Annotated in this window: 17 protein-coding genes; 12 read left to right on the plus strand and 5 right to left on the minus strand. The window is 42.0% G+C overall.

Annotated elements, in window-relative coordinates:
- Positions 1-107 precede the first annotated feature (107 nt).
- From ACFQ3S_RS01040 to ACFQ3S_RS01075, 8 genes are all read left to right on the plus strand, one after another.
- Entirely contained in the window at positions 108-1,358 is a 1,251-nt protein-coding gene (locus ACFQ3S_RS01040) for an efflux RND transporter periplasmic adaptor subunit (protein ID WP_377160294.1), read from the plus strand.
- 95 nt (positions 1,359-1,453) lie between these two features.
- Entirely contained in the window at positions 1,454-2,131 is a 678-nt protein-coding gene (locus ACFQ3S_RS01045; protein ID WP_377160296.1) for an ABC transporter ATP-binding protein, read from the plus strand.
- Between the two features lie 131 nt (positions 2,132-2,262).
- The gene (locus tag ACFQ3S_RS01050) at positions 2,263-4,686 is read left to right on the plus strand and encodes an ABC transporter permease (RefSeq protein ID WP_377160298.1); all 2,424 of its coding nucleotides are present in this window, start codon (positions 2,263-2,265) and stop codon (positions 4,684-4,686) included.
- 75 nt (positions 4,687-4,761) lie between these two features.
- Positions 4,762-7,128, plus strand: a complete 2,367-nt coding sequence (locus tag ACFQ3S_RS01055) for an ABC transporter permease (RefSeq protein WP_377160300.1) — start codon at positions 4,762-4,764, stop codon at positions 7,126-7,128.
- A gap of 42 nt (positions 7,129-7,170) precedes the next feature.
- Positions 7,171-9,594, plus strand: coding sequence for an ABC transporter permease (locus ACFQ3S_RS01060; protein ID WP_377160302.1), 2,424 nt, complete (start codon positions 7,171-7,173; stop codon positions 9,592-9,594).
- A gap of 294 nt (positions 9,595-9,888) precedes the next feature.
- On the plus strand, positions 9,889-10,566 hold the full coding sequence (locus ACFQ3S_RS01065; protein WP_377160304.1) for an ABC transporter ATP-binding protein: 678 nt from the start codon (positions 9,889-9,891) through the stop codon (positions 10,564-10,566).
- 5 nt (positions 10,567-10,571) lie between these two features.
- Positions 10,572-11,999, plus strand: a complete 1,428-nt coding sequence (locus tag ACFQ3S_RS01070) for a TolC family protein (RefSeq protein WP_377160306.1) — start codon at positions 10,572-10,574, stop codon at positions 11,997-11,999.
- A gap of 78 nt (positions 12,000-12,077) precedes the next feature.
- Positions 12,078-12,680, plus strand: a complete 603-nt coding sequence (locus ACFQ3S_RS01075; RefSeq protein WP_377160308.1) for a porin family protein — start codon at positions 12,078-12,080, stop codon at positions 12,678-12,680.
- Positions 12,681-12,875: 195 nt separating this feature from the next.
- Here ACFQ3S_RS01075 and ACFQ3S_RS01080 read toward each other — a convergent pair whose 3' ends face one another.
- Genes ACFQ3S_RS01080 through ACFQ3S_RS01090 form a run of 3 tightly spaced genes read right to left on the minus strand, consistent with a single transcriptional unit; the run spans position 12,876 to position 15,187 of the window.
- Entirely contained in the window at positions 12,876-13,517 is a 642-nt protein-coding gene (locus ACFQ3S_RS01080) for a uridine kinase family protein (protein ID WP_377160310.1), read from the minus strand.
- Positions 13,507-14,412 (minus strand): DPBB and LysM peptidoglycan-binding domain-containing protein, encoded by a 906-nt coding sequence (locus ACFQ3S_RS01085; protein WP_377160312.1) that lies wholly within the window; start codon positions 14,410-14,412, stop codon positions 13,507-13,509. The genes ACFQ3S_RS01080 and ACFQ3S_RS01085 overlap by 11 nt, the downstream gene beginning before the upstream one ends.
- Positions 14,413-14,428: 16 nt before the next feature.
- A complete protein-coding gene (locus ACFQ3S_RS01090; RefSeq protein ID WP_377160314.1) occupies positions 14,429-15,187 on the minus strand; it encodes a DUF4905 domain-containing protein in 759 nt (252 codons plus the stop codon).
- Positions 15,188-15,289: 102 nt separating this feature from the next.
- Between ACFQ3S_RS01090 and ACFQ3S_RS01095 the strand changes: the two genes are divergently transcribed.
- Positions 15,290-15,769 (plus strand): Dps family protein, encoded by a 480-nt coding sequence (locus ACFQ3S_RS01095; protein ID WP_377160316.1) that lies wholly within the window; start codon positions 15,290-15,292, stop codon positions 15,767-15,769.
- An 82-nt stretch (positions 15,770-15,851) separates the two neighbouring features.
- Here ACFQ3S_RS01095 and ACFQ3S_RS01100 read toward each other — a convergent pair whose 3' ends face one another.
- Together ACFQ3S_RS01100 and ACFQ3S_RS01105 are read right to left on the minus strand one after the other, a co-directional pair.
- On the minus strand, positions 15,852-17,309 hold the full coding sequence (locus tag ACFQ3S_RS01100; protein ID WP_377160318.1) for an OmpP1/FadL family transporter: 1,458 nt from the start codon (positions 17,307-17,309) through the stop codon (positions 15,852-15,854).
- Between the two features lie 21 nt (positions 17,310-17,330).
- Complete coding sequence (locus ACFQ3S_RS01105; protein WP_377160320.1) at positions 17,331-18,239, minus strand: hypothetical protein; 909 nt, start codon at positions 18,237-18,239, stop codon at positions 17,331-17,333.
- A gap of 108 nt (positions 18,240-18,347) precedes the next feature.
- Between ACFQ3S_RS01105 and proS the strand changes: the two genes are divergently transcribed.
- From proS to ACFQ3S_RS01120, 3 genes are all read left to right on the plus strand, one after another.
- Positions 18,348-19,820 (plus strand): proline--tRNA ligase, encoded by a 1,473-nt coding sequence (gene proS / locus ACFQ3S_RS01110; protein WP_377160322.1) that lies wholly within the window; start codon positions 18,348-18,350, stop codon positions 19,818-19,820.
- An 87-nt stretch (positions 19,821-19,907) separates the two neighbouring features.
- Positions 19,908-21,059, plus strand: coding sequence for a cystathionine gamma-synthase (locus ACFQ3S_RS01115; RefSeq protein WP_377160324.1), 1,152 nt, complete (start codon positions 19,908-19,910; stop codon positions 21,057-21,059).
- 16 nt (positions 21,060-21,075) lie between these two features.
- On the plus strand, positions 21,076-22,056 hold the full coding sequence (locus ACFQ3S_RS01120; protein WP_377160326.1) for a TIGR02757 family protein: 981 nt from the start codon (positions 21,076-21,078) through the stop codon (positions 22,054-22,056).
- The last annotated feature ends 28 nt before the right edge of the window (positions 22,057-22,084 follow it).

Genomic DNA, 22,084 nt, shown 5'->3' on the forward strand with positions numbered 1-22,084 from the left:
CACAAGCGTACGGTGTAATTAACTATGGTTATATAACGTATTGATAAACAATTAATTAAACTATGGCATAGGGTTTATATACTTACTTATAAAAATACATACTTTAAGTGGACAGAATAATTGAGAAAAAAACGTGGAATACGAAAAGGGTATTAATCATTGGCGGCATAGTAGCCGTGGTTTTACTGGTAGCCGGAAGTATTATTTTTACTTCGGGTAAAAGTAAGCTGAATGTTGATACCGAACGCATAACTGTTAGTGAAGTTAAAAAAGGTTCCTTCCAAGAGATCATTCCATTGAATGGAATTGTAATGCCCATTACTACTATTTACCTGGATGCTGTTGAAGGCGGACGTGTAGAAAAACTATTTGTGGAAGATGGTGCTACCATGAAAGCCGGTGAGCCGATATTGAAACTGGCCAATACCGACTTAGAGCTCAGCCTCGCTAATGAGGAAACTGCCGTATTCAACGTGCTTACGCAAATGCAGATCTCACATGATAATGCCAACCAAAATACCATAGGTAAATTAAACCAAATGGCCGAGGTGGAAAGCGCACTTAAAGAGGCCGACCGCATTTATAAATTGAACAAACGCCTGTATGAGCAAAAAGCTATTGGCTTGCAGGAATACCAAAAATCGGAAAACGATTATAACTATGCCCTGCGCCGGAAGCGTTTAACCACGCAGATCCTTAACCAGGATTCTACCGCCATTAATCAGCAAACCAAACAGTCGAGAGAGTCTTATGCACACATGAAATCTACCTTGGAACTGATGCGCAAAAAGGTAGGTGACCTGATTGTTCGGGCACCTGTAAACGGCCAATTAACCTCATTAGATGCCGAGATAGGTCAAAGCAAGCAAAAAGGAGGCAGGTTAGGCCAATTAGATGTACTATCGGGCTTTAAGGTTAGGGTTGATGTGGATGAACACTACATTACTCGCGTTTTTAATGGACAAATGGGTGAATTTACTCTGGGAGATAAAACATATAAGCTGAAAATCAAAAAAGTATTCACACAGGTAAGCAACGGCCGTTTTCAAGTTGATATGCAGTTTAACGGACCGATGCCTAAAGATTTGCGCAAGGGACAGAGCCTGCAGATCCGTTTAGCATTAAGTGATGAAACACAGGCTGTATTAGTACCTAAAGGCGGATTTTACCAGCAAACAGGTGGTAACTGGATCTTCAAACTAAGCGATGATGGTAAAACAGCTTATAAGATAGATATTCAGTTAGGTCGCCAAAACCCGGATTATTACGAAGTTATGCAGGGCTTAAAACCTGGCGACCGCGTAGTAACATCCAGCTACGAGAATTATGGCGATATGCAGGAACTGGTGCTGAAGTAAGAGAGTACAGAAATATAGAGTCAAGAATATAGATGTGAAAACATCCAAACACAGACAACTGAAAACAGATAACAAAATATTAATAAGGAGGCTAAATGATTAAAATAACTAATCTGGAAAAATTTTACCGCACCGAGGAGGTAGAAACTGTTGCATTAAACAAGCTCAACCTGGAAATTAATACGGGTGAGTTTGTAGCCATTATGGGTCCATCGGGCTGTGGCAAATCTACTTTGCTGAATATTTTAGGTTTGCTGGACGACCCTGATGGCGGCAGTTACCTATTTAACGGTACCGAGGTGGCTAAATACAATGAGCGTAAGCGCGCCGATTTGCGTAAGCATAACATTGGTTTCGTTTTTCAAAGCTTTAACCTCATTGATGAATTGACCGTTTTTGAAAATGTTGAGTTGCCTCTCATTTATACCGGCATTGGTACTGCCGAACGAAAGGAACGGGTAGAGGCGGTACTCAGCAAAATGCAGATCATGCACCGTCGTAACCATTACCCGCAACAGTTATCGGGTGGTCAGCAGCAGCGCGTGGCCATTGCCCGCGCCGTAGTAAATAAACCAAAACTAATACTGGCCGATGAGCCTACCGGTAACCTGGACAGCAGCAACGGTAACGATGTAATGGAACTGTTAACTGATTTGAACGAGCAAGGTACCACCATTATTATGGTGACTCACTCGGAGCACGATGCCCGTTACAGCCACCGCATTATACGCTTGCTTGACGGCCATACAGTTGTAGAAAATATTATGATGTAATTTAGTAAGATTGAGTAGTTAGTGAGTTATTAGGTATTTATGTTATACCAATATGGCGTGCTCATTCATATCAAACTTTTCAACCACTCTAACCACTCACCACTAAACTTATTACCACTCACAAAAAAACAATGATCAAAAATTACATAAAAACGGCTTGGCGTAACCTTTGGAAAGGCCGGATATTTAATTTAATGAATATTGTAGGACTTTCTATTGCCATTGCCTGCTGTACGCTGATATTTTTGACGGTATTTTATGAGTTTTCGTATGATAAATTCCATACCAATCTTAAAGATATTTACCAGGTTTACACCATATCTAACCGAACCGGCGGCGCTGAAAAAAGCTCAGCCATGCCAGTACCTTTTAGCCCTACGCTAAAGGCTGAATATCCTGCAATAAAATTCATTAGCCGTTCGGCAAACGCGGGCGCTTTGGTTAAGTATGGCAACAAACAAATTGATCAAAACATTCATTTTGTTGACCCCGACTTCCTGCAAATGTTCTCATTCCCCTTGGTTCAGGGAAATGCGAAAACTGCAATGTCTGATCTGAATAGTATAGTAATTACCGAATCATCGGCGAAAGCCATATTTGGTAACGAGCCTGCGTTAAATAAAACAGTTGTGCTCAACATCGGTAATCAAGAGCAGCCGTACATTGTATCGGGTGTGGTAAAAAATATAGCCGATAACTCGAGCATTACTTTTGATATACTACTGCGGTTTGAACAAATACCATGGTACCAAACCGAAAAAGATGTTTGGGACAACCGCAGTCATTCATCGCTTGTACAATTTAAAAAAGGTTACAACACCGGCTTGTTCACTAAACAGTTAAAGCCATTTGTAACCAAACACTTTGCGCAAGAAATTGAAACCTTAAAAAGAGATGGTGCTAAGGCCGATGCACAGGGTAATGTATTTAGTCTTGCAATTTCACCGTTTAGCGATAACCACTTTACTACCGATTTGGGTGGGGTAGAGGGTAACCCAATAAGCAAAACTTACCCCGTTAGTTTAGTGGTAATAGGCTGCTTCATACTCATTATCGCTTGTATTAACTTCATTAACCTATCGGTAGCACGTGGTTTTACCCGTGCCCGCGAAGTTGGGGTGCGCAAAACCCTGGGTGCCGGTAAATGGCAGTTGTTGAGCCAATTTTGGACCGAAACCATTATGGTTTGCCTGGTATCAACTTTATTAGGCGTAGTATTATGTACGCTGTTAATTAGTTCGTTTAAGGCTGTTTTTAAAAGCAAGATAAGCCTGGGCATGATGCTGCAACCGGCACATTTGTTTGGTATTTTGGCGATATTTTTACTGGTAACAGCGGTGGCTGGTTTTTATCCGGCTTTAATGATGATCCGGTTTAAAACCGTAGCGGTATTAAAAGGTAACGTAACATCGGCCAAACCAGGTAAGCTCCGCAATACCTTACTGGTAGTGCAGTTCTCCTTATCAACTTTACTCATTATTTGTACTATAATTACCTGGCAGCAAATCAATTATCTGCAAAACAAACCTTTGGGTTACAATAAAACCGAAGTACTTAGCCTACCCATAAATAGGGGTATTATTGGTGAAAAAGCATTGCAACTCATGCGTAACGAACTGCGGAGTAATAACGAAGTTGTTGCAGTAACAGGTGCTTACATGAATATGGGTCGTGGCAACGATGGTTCGTTGCGCACATCGGTATTGGGTTTTGGCCTGGAAGGCCGCGAGATTCGTACTAACATACAGCGGGTGGATTATGATTACCTGAAAACGCTGGATATTCAATTGGTGGAAGGACGCGAGTTTGATCCCAAATTTGCGGGCGACAGTACCGGCATTATTATTAACGAAAGCATGGCCCGCGAGTTAGGCGGCAAAAACCTGGTAGGTACTTTTTTGCCCATGTACGATAGGCAGCCTAAAGTGCAGATCATCGGTATCGCCAAAAATTTCAATTTTAAGTCGCTGCATGAAAAAATTGATCCGCTTACTTTAACTATGGATAAGAGTTATAGTATCAATTACATTTTTGTGAAAGCTAAACCCAACAGCCTGGTGCATGCTTATGATGATATTAAGAAAAGCTGGGCACGCCAATACCCCAATGCCGAATTTAAAGGCTCATGGATCAACGAAAATACCGAACGTCAGTATTTAAATGAGCGCCGCTTGTCGGGCATATTTGTAAGTGGTGCGGTGCTGGCTATTGTTATCTCGTGCATAGGCTTGCTGGCAATCTCTATTATGATAGTGATACAACGTACTAAAGAAATAGGTATTCGTAAGGTACTGGGTGCTAATGTATCCGGCATTATAATGATGCTATCAATGGATTTTGTGAAGCTGGTTTTACTGGCTTCGGTTATAGCGTTTCCAATAGCCTGGTGGCTAATGGATAACTGGCTGCAAAGTTTTGCTTACCGTGTTACCATTCAATGGTGGGTGTTTGCCCTTTCAACTTTATTGGCTATTGTAATGGCCTTTGTAACCATTAGTTTTCAATCAATTAAGGCGGCGTTGGCTAACCCGGTTAAAAGCCTTCGCAGCGAATAATCAAGTTTTTAGGATTTGAGTTGAAGGTATTACTGCCCGCAATACGAAACTAACAACCCGCAACACAAAAGAACTATGTTTAAAAACTACATCAAAATTGCCTGGCGAAGCCTGCTGAAAAATAAAGGGTTTTCGTTTATAAACATTACCGGGCTATCTATTGGTATGGCTGCCGCTATGCTAATAGCCTTATGGATAAAAAACGAGGTTGGCTTCGATCGTTTTCACAGCAACATAGATAACTTATATGTGGCGTTTAACCGAGCCAATTTTGAAGGGGAGATCGGTTGCTGGTCTACAACGCCCAACCCTTTAGGGCCTGCACTTAAACAGGAGTTCCCGGAAGTAAGATCATCAGTAAGGACCACTTCCGCTGAAAGTCACCAGATTGACTACAACGGCAAAAAAATACAAGCCGATGGCTTTAACGCCGATTCCGGTTTCTTAAAAATCTTTAGTTTCCCGCTTTTAAGTGGTAACAAAAATATAGCGCTCAATGGTGTTTACAATATTGTAGTTACCGAAAACTTTGCCGAAAAACTGTTTGGTACATCCAACGTACTGGGTAAGATCATCAAATTTGATAACAAGTTTAATTTGACCGTTAGCGGTGTGTTGAAAAAGCTACCATCGAACACTCGTTTTCAAAGTGATTTTATTATTTCCTGGGCATTTATAAAATTGCAATATGGCAGGGACGACCCATATTGGGGAAATAACAGTTACAAAACGTTTGTAGAGTTGCAGCCTAATGCCTCTTTGCAACAGGTTAACCAAAAGATCAAAGACATTACCATCCGCCATAGTAATAAGCAGGAAGACAATGAGGTATTTCTTTTCCCGCTAAGTGATTTTTATTTGCATAATGTATTTAAAAATGGCTTACCATCAGGTGGCAGAATTGATGTGATAAAGCTGTTTGCTGTAATAGCTGGTTTTATTTTGTTGATCGCCTGCATCAATTTTACCAATTTGAGTACTGCCCGAAGCGAAAAACGCGCTAAAGAAGTAGGGGTTCGGAAGGCAGTAGGCGCACTGAAAAACTCGCTTATCGGTCAGTTTTTATTAGAGTCGGTTATCGTAGCGTTTATTGCAGGGGTTATAGCAGTTATTTTAGCGCAGCTGTGTTTGGGTTATTTTAATACGTTAGTGCAGTGGCAATTGGTTATGCCATATACCGATGTTGAGTTTTGGGTTGGGATGCTGTGTTTTATATTGTTTACGGGCTTGCTGGCAGGTTGTTACCCGGCGTTATACTTATCATCCTTTAAGCCTATTGAAGTATTGAAGGGCACGTTTCGTTCGGCTAATATTTTAATTACCCCACGTAAGGCTTTGGTTATCTTACAATTCACTTTTGCCGTAGTAATGATTATCAGCACCATCATTATTCGCAGGCAAATACAATATGCGCAAAACCGTGATCAGGGTTACGATAAGGGTAGTTTGTTATACAGCTGGTTTTCGGGTGATATGGAGAAAAACTACAACCTCATTAAAAACGATTTGTTAAGCAGCGGCGTTGCAACCGCAGTAAGCATCACTAACCAAACCATGGTTAGTGCGGGCAGCAATTCGTGGGGATTAACGTGGGAAGGTAAAGACCCCAATGCAAAAATAGTTTTTGACCAAATGGCAACCAAAGGCGATTTTACTAAAACCATGAAGCTTAAAATGGTGCTGGGCCACGATATTGATCCTGAAAAATTTGCAACCGATTCAACCGCCTGCTTGCTGAACCAATCGGCCGTGAAGGCCATGAAGTTTAAAAACCCGTTAGGACAAATCATTGATAAGGATTTTGTGAAGTGGCATGTAGTAGGTGTTTTCAAGGATTTTATATGGGGGTCTCCATTTGAACACATGAACCCCATGCTGGTAATGGGACCTAAAAGCGACTGGAACAATGTAATTAATTACAGGCTCAGCCCTAATCAACCTGTAAGTGCCTCGTTGAAAAAAGCCGAAGCTATTTTTAAAAAATACAATCCTGCGTTTCCATTCACCCCGTTGTTTGTAGATCAGGAATATCTAACCAAGTTTAAGGAGCAGCAACGTACCTCCAAACTGGCCGGGAGCTTTGCCCTACTCACCATCATCATATCTTGCCTGGGCTTGTTTGGCTTAGCGGCTTACATGGCTGGTAACCGTACTAAGGAAATTGGTGTGCGTAAGGTGTTAGGTGCATCGGTAGCCAATATTGCAACCCTTATTTCTAAAGACTTTATAAAGCTGGTGATGGTTTCTATCATTATTGCCACACCCATAGCTTGGTATGCCATGAATACCTGGTTACAAAACTTTACTTACCGTGTAGCGGTAGAATGGTGGGTTTTTGTAATGGCTGGTACATCGGCTATCCTCATCGCTTTAATAACGGTTAGTTTTCAATCAATAAAGGCTGCCGTGGCTAACCCGGTAAAAAGTTTAAGAAGCGAATAATTTGTAACCAATTAATACTGCAAACTAATAATTATAAATACGATGTTAGCTAACCATATCAAAATCGCATTCAGGAGTTTATGGAGAAACAGGGCGTTTTCTGTGATTAATATGCTGGGTTTAGTATTAGGTTTTGCTGTATTTATCCTTATAACCGAGTATGTAGCTTTTGAATGGAGTGGCAACCGCTTCCATCAAAACTTTAAACAGCTTTATCGTGTATCGTTTTTGTACAAGGATGGCCGAAGCAATTATTATATGCCGCCTGGCTTGGGGCCGTTTGCAAAAGCCAGTACACCGGGTATTAAACAGTATGTGCGTGTTGCAGAAGGTGTTGGCAGCGGCGTAATTACAGTTGATGATGCTGCCGGTATAAAAACATTTCGGGAGGATATGGTGTCGTTCACCGATAATAATTTTTTTAAAGTTTTCACCTTTCCTGTTTTGCAGGGAAGCGGTTTGTTGAACCAACCCAAAACGGTAGCTGTTTCACAAAGTGTTGCCAAAAAATATTTTGGAAAAAGCAATGTAATAGGTAAGGTTTTACAGGTTAATAATCAATTTGGCAACACCGCTTACACAATTACTACCGTATTTAAAGACATGCCCCAAAACTCGGATATACAGGCCAATGTACTGCTGTCTTTTTCAACGCTTGAAAGTGAAGCTGGCCGTAATGGCAACGACTGGGCCGATCCTGCCGGTTTAGGGGCGGAGTTTACCTATTTGTATATTTTAGCCAATGAGGGTGTGTCTGTAAAACAATTAGAAAATCAATCCACACAGTTATTACACCGCCTTAAACCCGATACCAAAACCGATAAAGTAGGTTTTCAACCTCTGGCTAATCTTCACCTGGCACCTGGTTTTAATTACAGTTTTCAAACATTTGGAAGTTTGCTGTTGGTGGTTTCATTTTTAAGCGTAGCTGTACTAATCATTATAATTGCTTGGGTCAATTATATAAATTTATCTACCGCGCAAGCGCTTAATCGCGCTAAGGATGTGGGTGTACGTAAAGTTTTAGGTGCAAACAGGTGGCAGCTTACCCTGCAATATTTTACCGAAACCTTTGTACTTACCTTACTAAGCTTAATTGTTGCATTGGTTTTGGTAATGCTGGTGCAAAACGTTTATAATAACTTTTTAGAAATTGAGCTATCGTTATCCATATTAAACCAGGGACTATTTTGGCTTGCCGCATTCACATTAATTTTGGCCGGCACCTTACTGGCCGGCGGTTACGTGGCGTGGGTGCTTAGTTCATTTAACCCTTTAAAAACTATCAGAAGCAAGGCTTTATTAACCATTGGCGGCTTATCGTTAAGGCGTAGTTTGGTAGTGTTTCAGTTCGTTACTTCCATTGTGTTCATTATAGCCACTATTGTATTGTATCAACAGCTGCAGTTTATGCAAAACCAGGATTTGGGCATGAAGGTAGATCAGCGGATAGTAATTACCGGCCCATCGGTAATCAATAGTTCGCAAATTAAAAACTCATTAGCATTTGAAAACCAATTGCGCCAGCTACCATACGTAAAAAAGTTAGCTGCTTCCAATAACATTCCGGGGCAAGGTTATAACTTTTCTACAGCTGGTATAACCAACATGAACCCCAGTGTGGGTGATGACAAAAAAAGTTATGCTATGCTAATTGTTGACGACCAGTTTTTTAGCACTTATGACATCAGTTTTTTACATGGCTCAACTTTTACAAATGCTGTATTAGCGCAAGGATGGGGCAAAGCTAAAAAGGTTATATTAAACGAAAGTGCCGTTAAACAGCTGGGTTATACAAATACCAATGCTGTAATTGGACAAAAAATTAAATGGGAAAGCGATTACGAAATTGTAGGTGTGGTAAAAGACTACCATCACCTGGGGCTGCATGAGCAAATAAAACCGATGATTTTTTTACCAGCGGTGGCCGATGGTTATTTTACTATAAAAACGGATGGCAGTAACATGCCCGATAAGGTTGAAGCTATCCGTAAGTTGTATCAAAAGATATTTCCCGGCGATCCATTTAGTTACTCATTTTTAGATGAGGCCTACGACAGGCAATACAAAACCGAATACAAGCTTGGCCGTATATTTATTGCTGCAGCATTTACCGCGGTTTTTATTGCTTGTTTGGGCTTATTGGGTTTGGCTATGTTTACCGCCCGTCAACGCATTAAGGAAATTGGTATCCGTAAAATTTTAGGTGCTAATTTATTAAGCCTTATTAACCTTATTTCGGCAGATTTTCTTAAACTCGTTATTATTGCTCTCATCATCGCATCGCCCGTAGCCTGGTATATAATGCACAGCTGGCTGCAAGGCTTTGCTTACCGTATTACCATACAATGGTGGATGTTTGCATTGGCAGGAGCTTTAGCCCTGTTCATCGCCTTTGCAACGGTAAGCATTCAGGCCATTAAAGCTGCCTCGGTTAACCCGGTTAAGAGTCTGCGTAGCGAATAGTTCATTGGTTTACTTGTTCATTGGTTCAGTAGTTCATTGGTTCATAAAGCAAGTAGCATCGATACTACCTTGTTTTAATCAATAAACATTTCACCAATGAACTAATGAGCAAGTGAACTAATGAACAAAAAAATTGTATCGCAACCGCACAATGTATGTTACGCAAGCGAACAGGTTTATATTCCCAAACGGTAATAAACTGTTGATATTCAGAGGATTGTTAGTTTGGTACAGAATTGACACTTGGTAACCTATAATTACAGCGAACATTTGCTTATAACTATCCAATAAATTATGCTAACACTTAAACAAATATCAAAATATTACGCTTCGGGCAGTGCCAAAACCTATGTGTTGAACAAGGTTGACCTGGAGGTTGAACAAGGGGAGTTCGTATCAATTATGGGCCCCTCGGGCTCGGGTAAATCTACCCTGTTAAATATCATTGGTATGCTCGATCAGCCGTCCGAAGGTTATCATTACTTCGTGAACGAGCCGGTGCATCAGTTGAAAGAAAAGCAACGTTCGGCATTATATAAGCAAAACATAGGCTTTGTGTTTCAAGCTTACCATTTAATTGATGAGTTAACCGTTTATGAAAATATTGAAACACCTTTACTTTACCAGGATGTAAAATCATCGGAACGTAAAGCTATGGTGGCCGATACTTTAGACCGTTTTAATATGGTGGGTAAAAAAGACCTGTTTCCGGCACAGTTATCGGGCGGCCAGCAGCAGTTAGTGGGTATTGCCCGCGCCCTTATCAGCAAACCAAAACTTATTTTGGCCGATGAACCTACCGGTAACCTGAACTCTAAACAAGGCGAGGAGATTATGGAATTGTTTAAGAAGCTGAATAAGGAAGACGGCGTAACCATTATACAGGTTACCCACTCCGAAAAAAACGCCCAGTACGGTTCACGCATTATTAATTTACTCGATGGAAAGATCGATTCATCTATTATATTGTAAATAGCATGCGTTACCTTGTCTTATTTTTAATTTTAATATACTGGCATCAACAGGGCCAGTGCCAAACTGCCGATTCGGTTTATAACCTGCAGCAATGTATTGATATTGCCATAAAAAACAACCTTACCGTTAAACAAACTGAACTGGATATGGAGCGTAACCGTGTGTACTGGCAGCAGCAACGCGCTAATTTGTTGCCTACCTTAAACGGCAGTATCAATCATGGTGTTAGCACGGGCCGCAGTTTAGATCCTTTTACCAATACGTACCTTAATCAGCAAATTTCCTCAGCCGATTATAATGCCAACGCCAATCTCGTTTTGTTTAATGGCATGGCCGTGCAAAACAGCATACAACGTACCTCACTGGCATACCAGGCCGGTAAAATGGACTTTGAGCAGGCTAAAAATGATATTACGCTTAACGTGACCACCACTTATTTACAGGTAATAAATAACACCGATTTACTTACCCAGGCTAACAGCCAGTTAGAGGTATCGAAACAGCAGTTGCAGCGTTTACAGGTAATGAACACTAATGGCGCAGTTAAACCATCAGATTATTATGATGTAAAAGGCCAGCAGTCTACCGATCAACTCACAGTTATTAATGCTAAAAATGCTTTGGAGCTTTCTAAACTAAACTTATTGCAGTTAATGAATGTGCTCTATACCAGGAGTATATCTGTTGAACGTTTAAGTGCCGACCTATTATCGTCTGCAAAGTTCAATGAAACTGCCGAGGAAGTTTATACCTCGGCCCTACAAAACCTGCCACTGGTTAAAGCAACTACATTAAGGCGGCAAAGTGCCGAAAAGCAGGTTAAGGTAACCAAGGGGGTACTTTTCCCTACATTATCTTTGTATAGTGGCCTTTCAACACGGTACTCTAATGCCGCCAGGCGGTCGGTTTTTATCGATTCAACCGAGGTTAATACAGGAGCTTTTATTAAAACGCCTGCCGGAAATCAGCCGGTGTATCAGTTCAATCAAAACTTAGGTAACGAAAAGATAGGTTATTATGACCAGTTTAAGAATAACTACAATACGCAGGTTGGTGTAAGCATTCAAATACCTATACTCAATGCATTTTTAAATAGGAGCAGGGTATCTATAGCAAAAATAGACCTTACCGAAGCGCGTTATGTGGAGGAAAATACCCGCATACAACTTAAACAAAACGTGGAGCAGGCTTACATCAACATGAGTTCGGCCTTCAGTAGGTATCAAATTTTAAATGAACAGGTAGATGCGTTTAAGGAATCTTTTCGCACGGCCGAAATTCGTTTTAACGCGGGTGTATTAACCTCGGTTGATTATATAGTAGCCAAAAATAACCTGGATAGGGCTAATAATAACCTGATTAATGCCCGGTATGATTATTACATCCGCACTAAAATTTTAAACTATTATAAGGGCAGGTTGTCTTTTTAAGCAAATAGCATAGTATAAAGTATAATTAGGGCAGCACAAAAGTTAACGAAAGTTGTTAAGCCAATATATACCTGTATTATGAAAAAAGCAATATACATTTTGGCAATTAGTTTATGTACTGCTGCATCCGCATCGGCCCAGTTTATTCCACGTGTTGAATTTGGTGCTAAAGCTGGCGTAAACCTGTCTTCATTTTCAACCGAAAATACGTTAAGCAGTGAAAATAAGGCTGGTTATTTAGCCGGATTTTGGGCGCGTGTAGGCACCGCTGGTATTCACTTTCAACCCGAATTGTATTTTACTGCCAAAAATGTAGAATTTAGAGATGCCGCCACCAGTACTCAAAATACAGCCAAGTTCAAAAGCATTGATCTTCCTTTACTGGTAGGAACTAAATTTGGAATGTTTGGATCGGGCGTTCGTTTGAATACCGGCCCGTTGGTTTCATTTGCAGTTAGTAACGATCAGAGTGTGGGTACTGCTTTTGCCAATGCCAGTAGGTTGCGTGTTAAAGATCAGAATTATGCCTGGCAATTTGGTGTTGGTTTAGATGTTCAAAAAGTGTCTTTAGACTTGCGTTACGAACTGGGCCTAAATAAACTGGAAAATGGTCCGGGTGATTCTAAGATTAGGGCTAACCTCTTTAACCTAACCATGGCTTACAGGTTGTTTGCGCTGTAATTAGAGCGATATTTTTTAAAATACGAGGTTGTGTCATACATCATGATCAGCCATTTTGTTTGATTATTCGGGTGCTTGGTTTAGCACGTTTTCTTTTTAAGCGATTCCCAAATCCCTGATTTTGATGGTAATACGCATTATTTGTTATATAAGTACGTATTTATAATTTGTTTATATTTATTAGGATACATTTTTTTATTCACCAAATAAGTTGTGCCTTAATTCGGCAGATATTTCATCAGTGATACGGATAATGTCATCGGCTATCTGGGTGTTGTTAACCACAATTTTATCACAACTTTCGCGGTAGGGCAGCAAGTATTCTTTGTAAGCTGGTACTACATGGTTGTACCATTTATAAAGTACATCATCGTTAGAGTAACCCCGCTCTTCCAGGTCGCGTTTAAGGCGGCGCTTGAGGGCAACTTCTTCGTCGGTTTCTAAAAATATCCTTAGGTTTAGCTTTTCAGCTATATCTTTAAAATGTAGGATAAATAAGCCCTCTACAATAAGGATGGGTGCGGGTTTGATTTCCAGTGTTTTTGACGTTGCGCTGGGGTTATTGAAAGTGTATTCGTCTTTATATACCACCTCGTTATTAATCAGGCTAACTATATCCTGGTAAAAATGATCGAAGTCTATAGTACGGGGAAGATCAAAGTTATAATGTTTATTTTCTTCGGCAGTCATGCGGTGTGCTACCGGAATGTAATAATCATCTTGCGATACCAAGCACACTTCATCGGCCGAAAAGTGTTCTAAAAAACACTTCAAAAAAAAAGTCTTACCCGATCCGCTGCCACCGGCAATACCAATAATATAAGGTTTATTGTTCATTAGGCGTTCCGTAGCTAATGTTCACATAAAAACGTTTATCGAGGGCACCCAATGCATCGGCGGCGCTTTTAGTTAACACAATAACCACATCCTTGGTGGATTGGTTATCGGTAAAACGACCTACCACCTTGGCAAAGGTAGTACGGTTAGTCATAGGATTGGTGATTTTTAACACCGTACCCACCGGTGCTGTGCGGTGTAAAACCAGCTTTTTATTAGGGTCTAAACCCATACCGGCATCGTCTATAAAAGTGGCTACGCCTTTTTCGTTACGCTCGGTTATGCCATAACGGTTAGCCGGTAAACGACGTTCAACCACAGTGGCACTATCTGTTTGCCCAACTAAAGTAGAATCTCTCTTGGCTGGATATACCGGCGCAGTGCTCTGCTGTACTACGGTAGCAGGGAGGGACGTTACCGGAGCCGTCACCGACCTGATTTGCAGGATCTGGCCCGGCACCAGGCTGTTCGATGTTAAATTATTTTGGCTTATAATATCTTCTACCTTAACATTAAAACGTTTGGATATAGCATATAATGTTTCCCCGGCCGATACTTTATACTCCGTGGCTGCCGTGCCGGCACCTACGTTGCCTAAGGTACTGGTTGGCACCGGCTGCTGCGTACTGGCCGAAACAAAAGATTGTTCGGTAGGCACCTTTACAATGTTGCCTACCCTTAAAGATGCGTTGGTATTGTATTGTATAATGACCGATGGTTTAATATTATACCTGCGGCCAATAGAGTAGTAATTATCTTTAGGTTCCAGTTTGTGTAGTATTATCTTTTTGCCGTCCTGGTTTTCTACCCCAACCGAATCGGGCAGGGGGCTGGCTACTAATGGCAATGTACATACCCATAACAGGCCGCCTAATAAATAGATCTTCAATGTCATATTCAAACTTTACAGCTTATAAATTCAGTACCTTAATCTCCACTTTATCTTTGAGGTAAATAAGTTGATTACGGTATAACACAAACGCCTCGGGCTGCAATTTTTGTATATTGGTATTTAATATATCTTCAAAAACAAGCTGGTTATTTTCAAAAATATAAAGATATTGCCTCAACTGGCCTGCCCAAAGCGCGTGCAAAGATACAATTATCAAATTATTGTACCTGAGGTAATACACATTGTTACGATGCGGTTCTACCGGCAGTTTGGGCAGGTTAGCGGGCGTGGGTATAGCTTGCGGAACACTGATATGGTTATGGGGAATGGTATCAATTGCGCCGTTAAAGTTGCGTTGCCCAATACCGGTGGTAATGTCGGTTACTTTATAATGCGGAGGCTGCAAACGGCTATCATAAATAATTGGTCCGTTAGTGCTTAAATGATCGAAAGTGTAATTAAAGTTATGCCAAAGCAGTTTACCGGTGGTAGCTTCAACAGCGGCTAACCCTTTATGCGCCGGGCTGGCGGCATTTTCGTAATAATGCAGTAACAATACCGAATTATAGGCAGTTTCAATGCCGGTAAGCCAGCTTTCGTCAATAGTGTAGTTTTTAAAAAAGGTTTTACCGGTTACCAGGCTAATAGCGGCAAAGCTCACTTTACGGTCTTCATTATTACGAGTTTCGGCAAATAGGGTATGGCTTATATGATCTATCTCCATGCGCCATATTTCCCCGTTAAAATGTTCGGCTACCAGCAGCTTTAACTGAGTCATGTTTAAAAATAGTCTTTTTATTTAAAAGCATATAAATTGTTAGCTTTTTAAAACACTTAGGTTAGGTTTGTGTTGAAACTTAACTTTAAAACTACAAATACTATGGATGCTAAAGAAATAAGCCTGAACGAAAAAGAGGTTAAACCGGTTGTTGATCATTTAAACGAACTGCTGGCTAACTATCATATTCATTACCAAAAAATAAGAGGATGCCACTGGAATATTAAAGGCCCCAGTTTTTTTACATTGCATGCCAAATTTGAGGAAATGTACACCGTGGCAGTACAAACCATTGATGACCTGGCCGAGCGTATATTGACTTTAGGTAAGCCACCTTACAGCACTTTTGCTGATTATATTTCTGTTTCTACCATTAAAGAAGTTAATACCATTGGTCAAACCGATACCTATTTGGTGAAAGCATTGATAGAAGACATGGCAATTTTGATTGAGAAGGAGCGTGAAATACTGGATATTAGTGCCGGTGCCGGCGATGATGGGACTAACGATCTGGTAAACAGCTTTATGCAATATAAAGAGAAGAATACCTGGATGTTACGTTCATTTGTAAACGAGGATTAATTCAGTACATTATACAATTAACGAGAAAGCCCCGGTAAAAAGTTTACCAGGGCTTTCTCGTTTAAACATTATCTGTTTGCTTTTAGAAACGCAAACCAACTGTTAAAAATACATTGCTGTTCCTGTTACGTATATTGGCCGGAGGGCTGAAATCACCAATTTCATAGGGATATTGCGTTACCGAATTTTTTACGTGAGTATAAGTTACGTCGGCATAGTAATTGCCAAAACGGTAACCTAAACCTCCGCTTGCGGTTTTAATATCACTGCCGCCGGTTTTAAACGGACTACCTTGTATGCCGTAACCACCTCTTAAAAACAAGCTGCCAGGCAAACGAGCCTCCGCGCCAAAGCGGGCGTTTACAGCCGATTGATAGTTTCTTTTGATGTCGTTATTATCTACAGTAACATCATATTCTTCACTGGTTATTTTTGTGCTGGTGTAGTCGATAAACTCCACATCGCCGGTTATAAAACCATATTTGCCTAAAAATACGGCTAATCCGCCTGCTACTTTAAATGGCGTACGTAAATTGTAGCCAGCTTGGTAGGTATCGCCCTGGGTACTGTAATTAGGGCCACCAATATAACGTGTTGCCAAACCTTCGTAGCTATTATCATCAACGGTGTACCATGTAGGGGTTGTTACAGTAGCCCCAATTCGCACAGCTTCTACCGGCTTGTATATTAAACCTAAACGCCCGTTAACGCCATTGCCTTTTGTAACCTGGTCGCGCGTGTAAGTCGAAAGAAAATCGAGATTGTTCTCTAAATTCAGGTTGTCTTCTAAAAAGTTAGAGGTGTAGTTATACCTGATGTTGGTAAAACCAATACCCATACCTAAATAAAGCTTATTGCTATAGTTAGCACCGAATGAGAAATTATACTCGGTTTGTCCGCCGGTAGAAGTAATTGTATTAGATTGAGTACCACCAAATGCAGGTGCCGCTACGTAGGTATTAGGATCATCATTATTATTGATCAATTGCTGATTACGTGCCCAGCCTTCGAGGTATCCATCTAAACTAAAATCATTATCAATGGCCTGATTGCCTAAAAAGGCATAATAATCGGCTACCGAACTGGTGGTATTTTTGCCTTGATAATAGGTGTTTTGATAAAAGTCGTTAGTACGATTATACGAAGCCCCAAAATTTACGCTCAGCCAACCTTCGGTTTTGCTTTCACCGCGGCTTTTTTTGAGCTGATTATAAAACACTACCGATGCGTTATTAAAGTTACCTGTATTTTTCTTATCAGTACTGTTAGAGCCAACATAACTGCTGTTTACTTTGCTCATGTTAAATTCGGGCGTAATGCTCACTTCCGACCGGGTAAAAAAACCAAGACCAGCAGGGTTACCGCCAACCGAACTGAGATCGCCGCCTATAGCTACGTTAGCATTACCTATTGCTTTAATGCGCGATGTAGTACCGGTTTGCCCGGTACCAAAACGTATGGCATCTTGCGAATATTGGGCAAAAGCCGATGGAGCAATTGCTACTATAGCTATTGCCAGGAGTAAATATTTAGTTTTCATGGATGTATATGCAATAAGATATTATGGTCTTGATGGACGGCCGCCTCCTCTGCTTCCGCCGCCGCCAGATGAACTGCCAGAAGAAGAGGAACCTGAACTCCTTTCAACAGATGCCGGTTGGTATGTTGGACGTTGAACCTCGTCGCGCTGCGGGCGTGCAACAGGTCGTGGATCAGCCTGCCCTCTTGTAGTGCGGGCTCCTCCGTTACCAGTATAACTACCATTGCTGCCAACGCTGTTTGACCCGCGCCTGCCTGGATAGTTCATGGTGTTAGGGTAGTTGCCGTTATAACCGGTAGGGCGTGCAGTTGAACGGCTGCCGTTCATATTAGAATTTGGGAAGCCTGAACCACGGTAAGGCCTTGCACGTGCCACGCTGTTATTAGCCGAAACTACACCCCAGTAACCTCCGCCGTAGCCATAACCTGTTCCCCAATAGGAGTAAGGTGAGTAAAAACCACCGTAACCGTAACCCAGACCTAAGCCAAAACCACCGTATCCGTAACCGCCGTAGCCAAAGCCGCCGCCATAACCTAAGCCGTATCCAAACCCACCAAATCCGCCGTAACCGTAGCCTAAGCCCACGTTCCAGCCGCCGTAACCGGCGTAATTATTGTAACCATACGGGCTGTAACCGTAATAGTAATCATCATAATAATTAAATGGCGACGCATACCCAAAACGGTTTATGCGTGATGAATAACTATCATAATAGTAATAATCGTCATCATTTCCTTCGGCTCCATCGGTTTCCACGTAGCGCTCTTCGCGTATGGGTTGACGGTAAACAGGTGCTTCACCAGCTTCAGCTTTGCTGAAATAAACATCATCATCTGGTTTTGATGTTGATGCAATTTTATTGGTTGTTGAGCAGGAAGCCAGTGCCAGGGCACTCAAAAGAACGGCGGTATGTAGTATGTTCCTTTTCATTTTAGTTGAGGTATATTTAAAGTAGAAGTTTAATTAACGTATAAATTTATAAATTTGGCGGCAATAATACACATTTTCAATAGTCAAAATCTATTCCATAAAACATATATGAGCAAGGGGATTACAAGTAAAGACGAAGATTACTCGCAATGGTTTAATGACCTTGTAATAAAAGCTGATTTAGCCGAATATGCACCGGTACGCGGCTGCATGATCATTAAGCCTTACGGCTACTCCATCTGGGAAAAAATGCAGGCTGCGCTTGATAAAATGTTTAAGGATACCGGTCACAGCAATGCTTATTTTCCGTTATTCATACCTAAATCTTTTTTCTCCAAAGAAGCCAGTCATGTTGAAGGTTTTGCCAAAGAATGTGCGGTTGTAACCCATTACCGTTTAAAGAACGATGGCGAAGGTAACATTATTGTTGATGAAGATGCCAAATTAGAAGAGGAACTAATTGTTCGCCCAACATCCGAAACTATAATATGGCATACTTATAAAGGCTGGATCCAGTCATACCGCGATTTGCCCATTTTAGTGAACCAGTGGGCTAACGTTGTACGCTGGGAAATGCGTACCCGTTTATTTTTACGTACTACCGAATTTTTATGGCAGGAAGGACATACCGCGCATGCCACCGCCGAAGAAGCTGTAGCCGAAACAGAGCAAATGTTGGAGGTTTATGCCGACTTTGTAGAAAACTGGATGGCCGTACCCGTGGTAAAAGGGCGTAAAACAGCCAACGAGCGTTTTGCCGGCGCGCTGGATACCTATTGCATTGAAGCTTTAATGCAGGATGGTAAAGCCCTGCAGGCAGGTACTTCTCACTTTTTAGGACAAAACTTTGCCAAGGCATTTGATGTAAAGTTTACCAGCAAAGAAGGTAAGCTGGATTACGTTTGGGCCACCTCATGGGGGGTATCCACCCGTTTAATGGGAGCACTGATTATGACCCACTCTGATGATGCCGGTTTGGTATTGCCACCCATGCTGGCACCTATACAAGTAGTAGTTGTGCCTATTTACAAGCATGATGAAGAACTGGAAAATATCCGTGCTTACGTGAAAGGATTAACCATAGAGCTGAAGGCCAAAAATATCTCCATTAAGTTTGACGACCGTGATACCCAACGCCCGGGCTTTAAGTTTGCCGAGTACGAGTTAAAAGGAGTACCACTGCGTGTTGCTATTGGCAGCCGTGATATGCAAAACGGAACGGTTGAGCTGGCTCGTCGCGATACCCGTACAAAAAATACCGTAGCACAAGAAGGATTAGCCAATCATATCGAACAATTGTTAGAAGAGATACAGACTAACATTTATCAAAAAGCGTTTAATTTCCGTGCAGAGAACACCACCGAGGTTGATACTTACGATGAGTTTAAACGCCTGCTCGACGAAAAACCCGGCTTTATATCGGCCCATTGGGATGGCACACCTGAAACCGAGCAGCGCATTAAAGACGAAACCAAGGCTACCATTCGCTGCATCCCTTTGAACAATAAACAGGAAGAAGGTAAGTGTATATTGACGGGCAATCTGTCGAGCCAAAGGGTGTTATTTGCAAGGGCATATTAAAACCCCACCTGAAGCCTCCCCGAAGGGAAGGACTTTGATTTACAAAAAAAATATAGCCCTCTCCTTTTGAGAGGGTTGGGAGAGGTCATGAAATTCGGAACAAAAGCAATACACGCGGGGCAATACCCCGATCCAAGCACAGGCGCGGTGATGACGCCTATATACCAAACATCAACCTATGCGCAAAAAGCGCCGGGCGATAACCAGGGATACGAGTACTCGCGGGGTACCAACCCAACCCGTAAGGCTTTAGAAGATTGCCTGGCCGCATTAGAAAATGCACAATATGGTTTGGCGTTTTCGAGCGGCATGGGTGCTACCGATGCCGTAATGAAACTGCTGCAACCCGGCGATGAAGTCATTACAGGTAACGACTTGTATGGCGGTTCGTACCGGATGTTTACCAAGATCTTTGCCGGTTATGGCATAACTTTTCATTTTCTTGATCTGAGCGATCCCAGTATTATTGAGGAGTATGTGAACCGCAATACCAAAATGGTCTGGATAGAAACGCCTACCAACCCAACCATGCAGGTGGTGGATATTGAGGCCGTTGCTGCTATCAGCAAAGCTAATAACTTAACGCTGGTGGTTGATAATACTTTTGCATCTCCTTACCTGCAAAACCCCATGGATTTGGGCGCAGATATTGTGATGCACTCGGTAACCAAATACATTGGAGGCCACTCTGATCTGGTAATGGGTGCGCTCATGATGAACGACGAAGACTTGTACAAGCGCCTATGGTTCATTTACAATGCCTGTGGTGCCACTCCGGGGCCAATGGACAGTTTTTTAGCACTGCGTGGTATCAAAACCCTACACCTGCGTATGAAAGCCCATTGCGAAAACGGTCGCGCCATTGCCGAATTTTTAAAGGATCATCCCAAAGTAGAAAAGATCTACTGGCCTGGCTTTACCGATCATCCAAACCACGAGGTGGCCAAAAAGCAAATGCGCGATTTTGGCGGCATGATCTCTATCGTATTGAAAGACGCCGATTTGCAGGAAACCTTCCGCATTGCCTCTAACTTTAAAGTTTTTACCCTGGCCGAATCACTGGGCGGTGTAGAATCATTGATCAATCACCCGGCTACCATGACGCATGGCTCTATCCCAAAAGAAGTGCGTGAGAAAGTAGGCGTGGTGGATAACTTGTTGCGTATAAGCGTAGGTGTAGAGGATATTGAGGACTTGCTGGAAGATTTAAAAACAGCGCTTAGCCCCCCGACCTCCTAAAGGAGAGTACTATAGGATGGGAAAAACTTTTGATACCGATAGTCAAATATTCCCCCTTCAGGGGGTTAGGGGGCTGCTCGATGCAAAAGTAGCGCAATACAACCGCCCCGAGTTTATTCAAAATGATCCTATCGTTATCCCGCACCAGTTCACGCTGAAGCAGGATATCGAGATCATGGGTTTTTGGGCCGCAACGCTTGCCTGGGGTCAACGCGTAACTATCATTAACAAATGCCGCGAACTGATTATGCTGATGGATGGCGCCCCCTACGATTTCATCATGAATCATAAGGAACCCGATTTGAAAAAGCTGCTGAGCTTTAAACACCGCACTTTTAACGATATTGATACACTTTACTTCATCTCATTTTTCAGGTATCATTATGAACAATTTGATAGTTTGGAAGATGCATTTTTGCAGACCCCCAGCCTACAGCCCCCCGGCCCCCTAAAGGGGGAGCAGGAGGAGAGCCAAGAGACAAGAACCAAGAGTCAGGAATCTGTATTCAGTAAAGAAATTCGAAATCGAATATCCGAAATTCGAAATTTTACTCCCCCTTTAGGGGGCCGGGGGGCTGGGGCTGAACTTCTGTTAAATCATTTCCGTTCCTACTTCTTTTCCCTGCCCGATTTTCCTCACCGTACTAAAAAGCATGTATCCTCGCCGTCGCAAAAAGCTACTTGTAAGCGGCTGAACATGTTTTTGAGGTGGATGGTGCGTAAGGATGATGCCGGGGTCGATTTCGGGATATGGAACAGGATAAGTGCGGCAGATTTAATTTGCCCCTGCGATTTGCATGTGGATAGGGTAGCCCGTAAACTTAAACTCATAACCCGCAAACAAACCGACTGGCAAACCGCCCTCGAACTCACCGATCACCTGCGGCAGTTTGACCCTGCCGACCCGGTAAAGTATGATTTTGCCCTGTTTGGTTTGGGTATGGAAGAGCGCTGGGGACTGGATACTATTTTGCCTGGCTTGAAAGATATAAGATAAGATAAGCGCCGGCTTTTAGCAGTTCACG

This window comes from Mucilaginibacter terrae (genome assembly GCF_042679325.1).
GTDB classification, from domain to species: Bacteria; Bacteroidota; Bacteroidia; order Sphingobacteriales; family Sphingobacteriaceae; genus Mucilaginibacter; species Mucilaginibacter terrae.

Coding starts and splice junctions, on each gene's coding strand:
- ACFQ3S_RS01120 (WP_377160326.1), top strand. CDS start 21,076: ATGGGAAAAACTTTTGATACCGATAGTCAAATATTCCCCCTTCAGGGG.
- ACFQ3S_RS01100 (WP_377160318.1), bottom strand. CDS start 17,309: ATGAAAACTAAATATTTACTCCTGGCAATAGCTATAGTAGCAATTGCT.
- ACFQ3S_RS01050 (WP_377160298.1), top strand. CDS start 2,263: ATGATCAAAAATTACATAAAAACGGCTTGGCGTAACCTTTGGAAAGGC.
- ACFQ3S_RS01065 (WP_377160304.1), top strand. CDS start 9,889: ATGCTAACACTTAAACAAATATCAAAATATTACGCTTCGGGCAGTGCC.
- ACFQ3S_RS01080 (WP_377160310.1), bottom strand. CDS start 13,517: ATGAACAATAAACCTTATATTATTGGTATTGCCGGTGGCAGCGGATCG.
- ACFQ3S_RS01060 (WP_377160302.1), top strand. CDS start 7,171: ATGTTAGCTAACCATATCAAAATCGCATTCAGGAGTTTATGGAGAAAC.
- ACFQ3S_RS01115 (WP_377160324.1), top strand. CDS start 19,908: ATGAAATTCGGAACAAAAGCAATACACGCGGGGCAATACCCCGATCCA.
- ACFQ3S_RS01095 (WP_377160316.1), top strand. CDS start 15,290: ATGGATGCTAAAGAAATAAGCCTGAACGAAAAAGAGGTTAAACCGGTT.
- ACFQ3S_RS01055 (WP_377160300.1), top strand. CDS start 4,762: ATGTTTAAAAACTACATCAAAATTGCCTGGCGAAGCCTGCTGAAAAAT.
- ACFQ3S_RS01075 (WP_377160308.1), top strand. CDS start 12,078: ATGAAAAAAGCAATATACATTTTGGCAATTAGTTTATGTACTGCTGCA.
- ACFQ3S_RS01045 (WP_377160296.1), top strand. CDS start 1,454: ATGATTAAAATAACTAATCTGGAAAAATTTTACCGCACCGAGGAGGTA.
- ACFQ3S_RS01070 (WP_377160306.1), top strand. CDS start 10,572: ATGCGTTACCTTGTCTTATTTTTAATTTTAATATACTGGCATCAACAG.
- ACFQ3S_RS01090 (WP_377160314.1), bottom strand. CDS start 15,187: ATGACTCAGTTAAAGCTGCTGGTAGCCGAACATTTTAACGGGGAAATA.
- ACFQ3S_RS01105 (WP_377160320.1), bottom strand. CDS start 18,239: ATGAAAAGGAACATACTACATACCGCCGTTCTTTTGAGTGCCCTGGCA.
- proS (WP_377160322.1), top strand. CDS start 18,348: ATGAGCAAGGGGATTACAAGTAAAGACGAAGATTACTCGCAATGGTTT.
- ACFQ3S_RS01085 (WP_377160312.1), bottom strand. CDS start 14,412: ATGACATTGAAGATCTATTTATTAGGCGGCCTGTTATGGGTATGTACA.